This is a genomic window from Spirulina sp. CCNP1310 (assembly GCF_034932185.1).
Taxonomy (GTDB): Bacteria; Cyanobacteriota; Cyanobacteriia; order Cyanobacteriales; family Spirulinaceae; genus Spirulina.
Window position 1 is genome coordinate 1 of record NZ_JAYGHW010000056.1, and the last position, 7,500, is coordinate 7,500.

Genomic DNA, 7,500 nt, shown 5'->3' on the forward strand with positions numbered 1-7,500 from the left:
TAACCCTTTCACATTCAAGTCTTCCTAGGCGACCAAATCGTTAGATTGGATGACGCAGTAGGCAATCCGCCCACTCATTACGCTGCCTGCTTACCCTTAAATGCTTCCAGGCCTGTCGGTTTTTAGCTTTGTGATAGTTCCTGGACTTTTGAAATCCAATATAATCAGCATAACACGACTGGCCCAAGGAGGGCGACTAAAGTCGCTCGTGTCGTCTTTCATCCCCGCAATAAATTGACGTTGCTCTAAGACTCCCGCACTATTTTCGTAAGCTAGGCAACATCAGGAGAGGAAGGTGAGCATTTATACTCAGTGAATATGCCAGTGGGAAAGATGGATAATCAAGGCATCAAACCCCAACTTTCCATGGACTTGAGTTGATGCCATGCATAACCGCCAAAACCCTCAATCCTTCCTAATCCCGTGATGGCGAAATCACCCTTCATCCCCGATGCCCATACATAGATCGCTAAATCCTAAATGCGTTTACTTTTGGTGGAAGATGATGAAATTTTGTTGCAGACGCTCAATGACGCGCTGCTCCATCAAGGCTATGTGGTCAATATTGCCCGTGATGGTGAAGAAGGTTGGGATTATGCCAACAGTTTTACCTATGACTTGATGCTGTTGGATGTGAGCTTGCCCAAGTTGGACGGGATCAACCTCTGTCGGCGGTTGCGGCAAGCCCAGATTAACAGCCCGATCTTGTTATTGACGGCTAATGATACCAGTGAGGCCAAGGTGACGGGTCTTGATGCGGGGGCCGATGACTATGTGGTCAAGCCCTGCACGATTCCTGAACTGTTGGCCCGGATCCGCGCCCTCCTGCGCCGCCAAAGTGATTCCAGTGCGCCGATCCTCACTTGGGGGCCGCTACGCTTGAACCCCAGTGCCTGCGAAGTCCGTTGGGATGAGGAAATTTTGAACCTCTCCCCCAAGGAATATAATCTGTTGGAATTGTTTTTACGCCACCCGCGCCAGGTGTTTACGAAGGGGGCGATTTTAGAACATTTATGGTCTTTTGATGATCCGCCGGGAGAGGAAACGGTGCGGGCCCATATTAAGGGCTTGCGGCGGAAGTTAAAGGCGGTGGGGGCGGATGGGGCGATTGAAACAGTTTATGGGGTGGGGTATTGCCTCAAGGCAGTGGCTCCCGACCCCAGCGAGCCTACCCCAGAAACCCCCAAAGCCAAGGCGATGCAGGGGGGCATGGAAAAGCTTTGGGAGCAGTTTCGGGAGCCAATTTTAGCACGGTTGGAGAAGATCGCAGGGGCGATCGCCGCCGCCCAAGGGGGTAATTTATCCGATGCCCTGCGTTGGGAAGCGGTTCAAGAAGCCCATAAACTCGTGGGTTCCTTGGGGATGTTTGGCTTTCCCACTGGCTCTGATTTGGCGCGGGAGTTGGAATTGGGTTTGGGGCAGCCGGTGACGGTGGCCGAAGGGGATCATTTACGGCAGATCTTGAGGGAATTGCAAGCATTATTGCCCGCCCCCACTCCCCAACCCGCTCCCTCTCCCGCCCATTCCTTTAGTCGGGGGCTTTCCCCCTCCCTCTCCGTCGAGCATCCGCCGCATATTCTGATCATTGACTCGGATCAGGCCCAAGGGGCGGCCCTGGCCACGGAGGCACAGCATTGGCCCTTAGAGTTAGCCTATTGTGGGGATTGGAAGAAGGCGATGGGTGCGCTATCGCGGATCGCCCAAGTTAAGCAGTGGCGGGATCACGGCCTGGATCAACCCCTGCCGGATGTGGTGATTGTCGAGTTAGCCTTTCCCCAGGGGCCCACGGCGGGGTTAAAACTGCTTAAACAATTGTGCCATTTACCGAAACCGCCACTGCTCTTGGTGTTGACGGTGCAAAATAATTTTGGCGATCGCGTGGCGGTGGCTCGTTTAGGGGTACAGGGCTTTTTTCTCAAACCGATTGCACCGGCGGAACTGTTTACCAGCATTTTTCACCACCTCCAACAACAGCGCCCCCCGGAAGCGCGGGTCTTGGCGGTGGATGATGATCCGGTATTGCTCACTGCCATGGCTAATTTTCTTGCCCCCTGGCCCATTGAGTTACAAACCCTCGAAGATCCCCGCCAATTTTGGGCCACCCTCCAGCGCACCGCCCCGGATCTGCTGATCCTTGATGTAGAAATGCCCCATATTAATGGTTTGGAATTGTGCCAAGTGGTGCGTAATGATCCCAACTGGGCCCATTTACCGATTGTGTTTCTGTCAGCTAATTGCGATCGCGAGATGCTCCAACGCATCTATCAAATCGGAGCCGATGATTATATTAGTAAGCCGGTGAGTGAGCCGGAATTGGTAACGCGCCTGTTTAATCGCCTCGAACGCAGTCGCCTGTTGCGGGATTTAGCAGAAAAAGATCCCCTCACCGGGGTCGCCAACCGTTACCGAGCCGAGCAGGATTTTCAACGGTTCTTTGCCCTCGCCCAACAGGAACAGCAAACCATTTGTCTGATTATTCTTAAAGTGCGAGATTTGGAAACCATTAATCATGATTATGGCCATGATTTAGGCGATCGCATTCTCAAACGGTTCGGTCAATTATTGCAAAAAACCTGTTCACGGGAAGATATTATCTCGCGATGGAGTGGCGGGGAATTTATTATTGGTATGTATGGTTTAAAACGGAAGGAAGGCGAGAAAGTGATTCGGGACATGATTCAGTTACTCGCTCAGGAAATTTTTCTGTTAGAAGGTCAATTGGCCTTGGCGATTCGCATGGAAGGCAGTTTAGCCGTTTATCCCGAAGATGGCAAAGCCCTCACCCAGCTTTATCAAAACGGGGTTAGGGTGTTGAAGAAGAAGGGTTAATCGTAGGGGCGAAAAATTTTTCGCCCTATTGATTATGGAATAAACAAACGACTAACACCCCGATAATTTTCAAGATAAAGGGCAATTTCAATCAACCGATCAACACATTCTTCACGATATCCTCGTTCAACAATCCGATCAACATTTGCAAGGGTGACGACAGGCAATGAAGTTGGTAAACATTCTTCACGAATGACTTGTTCTAAAGAATCTTCACCCCTCATGCTTCGGTTTGCCGTGAGCAGAATCATTTGATGGTCTTGGGCAAATTGCCAAACGACGCGATCGCTACTGTTAATGGGCAATTCAACCTCATCGAAGGAAATAAACCGAATTGGCAATATTTCTAGCCATCCTTCAGAAAAGATACTGCCAAAAAGCATGAGAGATTGCCCTTGAATATTATGATCAATCAAAAAAATCACTGAATTATTGCTGCTCGTTTAGCTTTACGCATTTGCAGTTTTTGCCAAGCAGCAGTATATTCAGGCTTGGGAGGTGACTGAGCAATATCAGCAATGCGTTCTTTGTGACGATCTGTCCAATAATTCCGAATTTCTTCTGCCTGCCGTAAGACGGTTTGATACTCTGATTCTACTTCTTCAGAGTGAGCATTAATATAGGAGATAGCTGCATTAAACTGCGCATCCGTTAGATAAAATTGATGACGAATGAAGTAATGAGGATAATTGGCGTGAATGTAGTCCATGATCTGATACAAAGTTATGCGAGTACCAGAAATGGTTAGGCCGCGCTCTGTTTGTGTAATTGCAGTTTGATGAGCATCAGATAATGGCATATTAATTCACTCCAAGCTGTTTTTCGATCTGGGAGAGGGATTGAGGGTGAGGGCTATGTTTAAATCCCTCTCCCCCAAGTGGGGAGAGAGATTGAGGGTGAGGGCTACAGTTGAGGAATAAACTGTTCTTTTTCCGGAACTTCGGTGTATTCTGCAACGATTTGGCGGAATTCTTCCCCATCGATGGTTTCCTTTTCGATGAGAAGATCGACGAGGCGATCAATGACGACGCGGTTATCGCGAACAATTTGGCGCGATCGCTGGTGGCAATTTTCGGCAATTTCTCGCACTTGGGCATCAATGCGGGTGGCGATTTTTTCTGAATATTCAGACCGGCTCATGAAGCCATTGCCGAGGAACACTTCACCGCTTTGATCTTCCAAGGAGAGGGGGCCAAGCTCACTCATTCCGAAGCGTGTCACCATTTGGCGAGCCATCCCCGCCACCATTTGCAGATCCCCACCGGCCCCGGTGGTGACTTCTGAATCGCCAAAGACTTCTTCTTCGGCAGCGCGACCGCCCAAAGCACCGCAGATCCGGGCCATGAGTTGGGCGCGGGTGGTGAGGCCCTGTTCTTCATTGGGCATAAACCAGGTTAAACCTTGGGCTTGACCACGGGGAATCAGCGTTACTTTTTGCACCGGGTCATGATCCTTCAGGAGCGTGCCAACGATCGCATGGCCCACTTCATGGTAAGCAATTAACCGCTTGCTCTTGCTATCTACCAAAGGCGTGCCTTCCATCCCGGCCACGACCCGATCCACAGCGGCATCAATTTCTAAAATTGTGATCGCTTCCTTGCGGCGGCGGGCGGTGAGAATCGCCGACTCATTGAGCAAGTTGGCTAAATCTGCCCCACTAAAACCGGGGGTACGACGGGCGATCGCCTCCAACGACACATCCGGGGACAGCTTTTTATTGCGGGCGTGGACTTCCAACACCTTGAGGCGACCCTTAAAGTCCGGCGCATCCACCATCACCTGACGGTCAAACCGACCCGGACGCATTAACGCCGAATCCAAGACATCGGGGCGGTTCGTAGCAGCAATAATAATGATCCCGGTATTGCCCTCAAACCCGTCCATTTCCGTTAACAGTTGGTTGAGGGTTTGTTCCCGTTCATCATTACCGCCGCCGATGCCGGCCCCCCGTTGGCGACCCACTGCGTCAATTTCATCGATAAAGATCAAACAGGGGGCATTTTCCTTGGCTTTTTTGAACAGATCGCGCACGCGGGAAGCCCCCACGCCGACGAACATTTCCACAAATTCTGAACCGGAAATACTGAAGAAAGGCACGCCTGCTTCACCGGCGATCGCCTTAGCCAACAGCGTTTTCCCTGTTCCCGGCGGGCCAATCAACAGCACGCCTTTGGGAATCCGCGCCCCCACAGCGGTAAACCGTTCCGGCTGTTTCAGGAACGTCACCACCTCTTGCAGTTCTTCCTTCGCCTCATCAATCCCCGCCACATCATCAAACATCACATCAGTTTTCGCTTCCATTTGGAACCGAGCGCGGGATTTGCCAAAGTTCATCGCCTGGCCAGGGCCGCCGGGGATATTGCTAGAGCGGCGGAAGAGGAAGAATAAAGAACCAATCAGCAGGAGGGGGAAAATCAAATTCCCCAAAAAGCCCCACACTGCGCCATCGGTGCGCATCGGGTGGGAATCCAGGGATACCCCTTCTTGCCGCAGTTGTGCCACCAATTCCGGCGCATTACTGGGGAGATCCACCCGTAGGGTTTGAATCCGGCCATCCAGTTGGGGGTCAACCGCTTGCACAATCGCCGTGCGGCCACCTTCATAGAGATCAACACTTTTCACCCGACCGGCATCCACATATTCAAGAAAACGCCCGTAGGTCATCCGGGTGCTGGCGGTGTTGCTGCCTAAATCATTGGCATTACTGGCAAGGCTCCCCTGCCAGAAGAAAAAGCCCACTAACAGGGCTGGCAATGTCCAAAGTAGGATGATTCTCCAGGAAAATTTCATAAGCTTAATCTCTTGTGGATGATAAGGGGGCTAGGAGGCCGCCTAGCGCGGTGAAAATCGGGTTTAAAGCAGAATTTTCTATAGAAGATTGGCGATGATGGCCAAGGGTTCTTAATTAAAGTTAACAGAATTCTCAGGATTCGGCCAAGATGTCGGCGGAGTAGAGTCAGCATCCCCAGCTTGGACAGTCCGCCCCTTCTTTGAAATTGGGGAAGAGGGATGAAATCCGGTTGTATCGTTAGATCTGTGTAGGGGCGAAATTTTAATTAAATTTTTCGCCCCCACACCCCCTATAGCTCTACACGCTCTGATTAAGGGGATTGCAGATCAGCTTCAACGTCCCTCACCCTTTTTGGGGAGAGAGATTTAGGGAGAGGGGATACTCTCCTCGAAAAACTAAACCGCCGCTAGTTGCAACCCACGAATTTTCTCCACCCAATGGTTAATGGCGACGGCATCAATACGATAGCTGAGGGGATGGGCGATCAGGTGGGCGGTGCTTTGGAATAGCACATCAATTTCCACCAGGCCGTTTTCCTGCAACGTCCGGCCCGTGGAGACTAAATCCACGATCGCCTCGGACATTCCCGTAATCGGCCCCAACTCCACCGAACCAGAAAGGGGGATGATTTCCACCGGCAAATCCAACTGCCGGAAATAATCACGGGCGCAATGGACAAATTTGGAAGCGACGCGGCCATGGGGGGGGAGTTCTAGGGAAGACTGGTAGCCACTGGCGGCGGGAACGGCAACGGAAAGGCGACAGCCGCCAAAACCCAGATCCGCCAATTGGGCCACTTGGGGCTTTTTCTCCCGCAGGACATCGTAGCCTACCACCCCTAACTGGGCTTGGCCATATTCCACATACACCGGCACATCCTGGGCCCGGACGAGGAGGGCGCGGGCTTGGCCGGTGGGGTCGGTGATTTGCAGTTGGCGGGTTTTGCCATCAAGGAAAAGGCTGAAATCGAGGCCAACGGCTTGGAATAATTGGATCGTATCTTTCAGTAATGCGCCCTTGGGCAGTGCGATCGTCAGCATGGAAAGGGGGGAATCTGAGGGGGTAATTCTCAGAATACCCCAAGGCCGTGGTAGTTTTGATGGGGCTTGCTGGATTGGGGAACGAAATCATGATCGCCTACGGCCTTGCCTTACAAACCACTACCACAGAACTCGGTTTAGCGAAAGGGACGGGTTTGGAGCCTGAACAGGTTCAGGTTTGGGATTTGGGGCGATCGCTCTCCACGGATCTCCACGATTATCTGCAAAATTTTCTCCCCCCCCAAACCTGGCGGGATCTCGCCTTCATCACCATCGCCCAAGGCCCCGGCGGCTTCACCGGCACACGCATCGGCATGGTCACGGCCCGCACCCTCGCCCAACAGTTACAGATCCCCCTCTTCCCCTTTTCCACCCTGGCCACCGTGGCCTGGCAAACTGCCCAACATGAGGAATTTTCCACCCCTTGGATCGCGGTGGATTATCCCGCCCGACGGGGGGAATTATTTGGGGGGATTTACCGAGTGACATCGGAAGGGGTCGAAACTGCCCAAGGGGATGAACGCTACACCCCGGAACAATGGGAGCAAACCCTAGCAGCATTTCCCCATTTTTGCCAACGGGTGACGGCTTCGGAGCAATTGGGTCATACGGTGGGGGCATTATTTACTCTGGGAGCAATGGGTTATGGGGGGGGCGATCGCCCCCATTGGGCTAGAGCTAAACCCTTTTATGGCCAACATCCAGTATAGGCTCATGAAGCTCTCCCCACCTGCCTGCGGCGAGGTGGGGGTGTCCTATGCTAATCCCGGACTCGTCTGAGTCCACAGATCACACAAACAAGCCCAGCTTCTAGGCGAACCTCCAGAACATTGGCTGGAA

At 52.2% G+C, this 7,500-nt stretch carries 6 protein-coding genes and 1 pseudogene; 2 read left to right on the top strand and 5 right to left on the bottom strand.

Going from position 1 to position 7,500, the window contains the following annotated elements:
• Nucleotides 1-27 precede the first annotated feature (27 nt).
• A pseudogene (locus VB712_RS20470) lies at nt 28-151 on the bottom strand (RNA-guided endonuclease TnpB family protein); the annotation flags it as partial.
• A gap of 329 nt (nt 152-480) precedes the next feature.
• On the opposite strand from VB712_RS20470, the gene VB712_RS10675 reads away from it, so the two are divergent.
• On the top strand, nt 481-2,829 hold the full coding sequence (locus VB712_RS10675) for a response regulator (protein ID WP_323254547.1): 2,349 nt from the start codon (nt 481-483) through the stop codon (nt 2,827-2,829).
• 32 nt (nt 2,830-2,861) lie between these two features.
• On the opposite strand, the gene VB712_RS10680 is transcribed toward VB712_RS10675, so the two are convergent.
• From VB712_RS10680 to hisG, 4 genes are all read right to left on the bottom strand, one after another.
• Nucleotides 2,862-3,254 carry an ACP S-malonyltransferase gene (locus tag VB712_RS10680; RefSeq protein WP_323254548.1) on the bottom strand — a complete coding sequence of 131 codons (393 nt, stop codon included), beginning with the start codon at nt 3,252-3,254 and terminating at the stop codon, nt 2,862-2,864.
• Entirely contained in the window at nt 3,251-3,628 is a 378-nt protein-coding gene (locus VB712_RS10685; protein WP_323254549.1) for a DUF433 domain-containing protein, read from the bottom strand. The genes VB712_RS10680 and VB712_RS10685 overlap by 4 nt, the downstream gene beginning before the upstream one ends.
• Before the next feature lie 104 nt (nt 3,629-3,732).
• Nucleotides 3,733-5,619, bottom strand: coding sequence for an ATP-dependent zinc metalloprotease FtsH2 (gene ftsH2, locus VB712_RS10690; RefSeq protein ID WP_323254550.1), 1,887 nt, complete (start codon nt 5,617-5,619; stop codon nt 3,733-3,735).
• A 396-nt stretch (nt 5,620-6,015) separates the two neighbouring features.
• On the bottom strand, nt 6,016-6,660 hold the full coding sequence (gene hisG, locus VB712_RS10695; protein WP_323254551.1) for an ATP phosphoribosyltransferase: 645 nt from the start codon (nt 6,658-6,660) through the stop codon (nt 6,016-6,018).
• 59 nt (nt 6,661-6,719) lie between these two features.
• Here hisG and tsaB point away from each other — a divergent pair, with 59 nt between their 5' ends.
• Nucleotides 6,720-7,370, top strand: coding sequence for a tRNA (adenosine(37)-N6)-threonylcarbamoyltransferase complex dimerization subunit type 1 TsaB (gene tsaB, locus VB712_RS10700; RefSeq protein ID WP_323254552.1), 651 nt, complete (start codon nt 6,720-6,722; stop codon nt 7,368-7,370).
• The last annotated feature ends 130 nt before the right edge of the window (nt 7,371-7,500 follow it).

Bases quoted from the DNA above. Each gene is read 5' to 3' on its own strand.
- ftsH2 (WP_323254550.1), bottom strand. From the start codon at position 5,619: ATGAAATTTTCCTGGAGAATCATCCTACTTTGGACATTGCCAGCCCTG.
- VB712_RS10675 (WP_323254547.1), top strand. From the start codon at position 481: ATGCGTTTACTTTTGGTGGAAGATGATGAAATTTTGTTGCAGACGCTC.
- tsaB (WP_323254552.1), top strand. From the start codon at position 6,720: ATGGGGCTTGCTGGATTGGGGAACGAAATCATGATCGCCTACGGCCTT.
- VB712_RS10685 (WP_323254549.1), bottom strand. From the start codon at position 3,628: ATGCCATTATCTGATGCTCATCAAACTGCAATTACACAAACAGAGCGC.
- hisG (WP_323254551.1), bottom strand. From the start codon at position 6,660: ATGCTGACGATCGCACTGCCCAAGGGCGCATTACTGAAAGATACGATC.